Genomic DNA, 1,966 nt, shown 5'->3' with positions numbered 1-1,966 from the left:
CCAATTATACATGGAAAGAAAAGCACAACTTTAATCTAAATACCATACAAACGTTTAAATCCATCCCAACCGGAAACATTAATGAACTCACCCTAACCTTTGGGTATAATTATTCGTTTTAGGGGAAGGTTGGAAAGCATATTATTGGAACAACCTATGTCTGTAATAAAAATTGTTTAAATAAATCAGGAAGGATTATCCTATTGTTTTGAGTGCTAATTTCCTCAAATCATGTATAAAATGGTTCGAAAATTGCCCTGCCTAGTCGACAGGCAGGTTTACAAAAAACGGATGAAGGTAAGTCAATTTGAGAGTGTCCGGATATTTTTTACATAAAAAAACACTGTTTTAGTACGTGTATGTGCTTATCTAGGGCTTAACCTGGGGGTTGATAGGGAAACAGGGGGGACTGAAGTTTAAGCAAAGGGCAATAAACAAAAACATAGATAAGGGAACACTATACAACCGGAAAAGTACAACAGGCCATTACTGCCATGGGCAGGATGATATGAAACATGGGAAGGCCGTTTTTTGGGAAACCTATGGCCATAAGGTTAAGCCTTGCTCTATGTTTTCTGTCCACTTCCCTTATGGCCATGTTAAAGAAACAAAAAAGGGTAAATAGGGTTTTACTGATCCGGGGTAGGCTTATCTCCATCGATCTTTTTGTTTTTATGTGCGTAAAATATAATAGGTCTCTTTTTGATTGCAGGTAGCACCATGCTACCATGAACCAAAAGAAGCCGCCCATAATCCTATGTGCAGCTTCCATTTACCATGTGCTAATAACCTATACTTAATTATTAACATACTCATTATGAAATGATAATAAATTGCTTATGATAAAGATACCGATGTTTTTCTTCAACAAAGAGCGATACGTTATAATAGATTTAAATTGTGTAATAAAAGGTCAGCCTTTTGTTATAATTGTTTTTTAAAGGTGGTAAAAGCAAGTATGGAAAGAATAAATATGGCCCCGCAAGATAGGGTTAAGGTGATGGAAAGACCCCTTGCGGACCTACTCCTTATTTTTGGTTTTTGACCTTACCGTGCAAAGATTTGTCGTTTCTGTAATCCTTCCAGCCCCTGAAAAGGAGTACCGATAGTATTGCCAGGACAAGGCTCTGAAAAAATATAAACTGAAGCATTTTTTGATCTGGGGTTTTATTTTTAGGTAGGGTTACACTTTAACCAATGAAAATGTACAATCCTGACCATTTTTATAGTTTTCTTCATAGCATCATCACTCTCAAGCATTGATTCTTGAGAATAACATAATTGAATAAAAATCAAAGAAATTAATATTGGTAGTAGTTTTTTCATAATTATTGCCAACTCGTTAATATAAACACTAAAATACATTTTTATCCCTTAAAATTCCGGAATAACAACACTTTTCCGTTTTATTACCCTTTCTTACACCCCCAACCTCAAACAACCTCTTTACAGTTTCTTGCAAAAACAAAACTGCCTTAAAAGGCAACTATGGAAGGCAATATTTTATTAATTATAGGCTTGTGCAATTGGTTACCGTTGTTGCCATTTCGTTGTTTTTCAAGCTTTAAACTATTCAACTATATTTTGTTTTCTGTTTTTTTACCGTTTGAATTAATTCGGTTAGCATTTCGTTTTATTAACTTTTTAATTTTGATATAATTTTTTTTATGATGAAGTGATTTAAACTTTTTTGAAGAATAAAAAAGGGTTGAAGATATTTGTGTTACCAAACATAAAAATATCAAAAACCAACCCTTTATGTACTTAGTACCTGACAAAGATACCATAAAATCGGAAATTGCCCCTTACCTCCCCACGGGTAAAAGAGGCTTTCCAAGCAAATTTTCGGTAGAGGAAATCATCAATGCCATCCTTTACAAGTTAAAGACCGGCGTACAGTGGGGGTTTTTACCGGTAAAATCCCTTTTTGAAGGGGATATACCAAGTTGGCAGACTGTTTACCACC

The 1,966-nt window shown here is 34.7% G+C and carries 2 protein-coding genes; one reads left to right on the top strand and one right to left on the bottom strand.

Features of this window, described 5'->3' with window-relative positions; genetic code table 11:
• Positions 1 to 457: 457 nt before the first annotated feature.
• Positions 458 to 658: a hypothetical protein gene (locus OOZ15_RS19790; RefSeq protein WP_265958168.1), complete on the bottom strand. Its 201-nt coding sequence runs from the start codon at positions 656 to 658 to the stop codon at positions 458 to 460.
• 1,100 nt (positions 659 to 1,758) lie between these two features.
• Between OOZ15_RS19790 and OOZ15_RS19785 the strand changes: the two genes are divergently transcribed.
• Positions 1,759 to 1,966 (top strand): transposase (locus OOZ15_RS19785; protein ID WP_265958167.1); only part of this gene is annotated, 208 nt, incomplete at its 3' end.

Origin of the sequence: Galbibacter kalidii, assembly GCF_026241135.1 — a bacterium.
GTDB lineage: Bacteria > Bacteroidota > Bacteroidia > Flavobacteriales > Flavobacteriaceae > Galbibacter.
Note: the sequence above shows the minus strand (reverse complement) of the source record. Positions and strands in the feature narration are given on the sequence as shown.

What these genes read in the sequence shown, in the direction of transcription:
- OOZ15_RS19790 (WP_265958168.1), bottom strand. Translation starts at nt 658, where the DNA reads ATGGAGATAAGCCTACCCCGGATCAGTAAAACCCTATTTACCCTTTTT.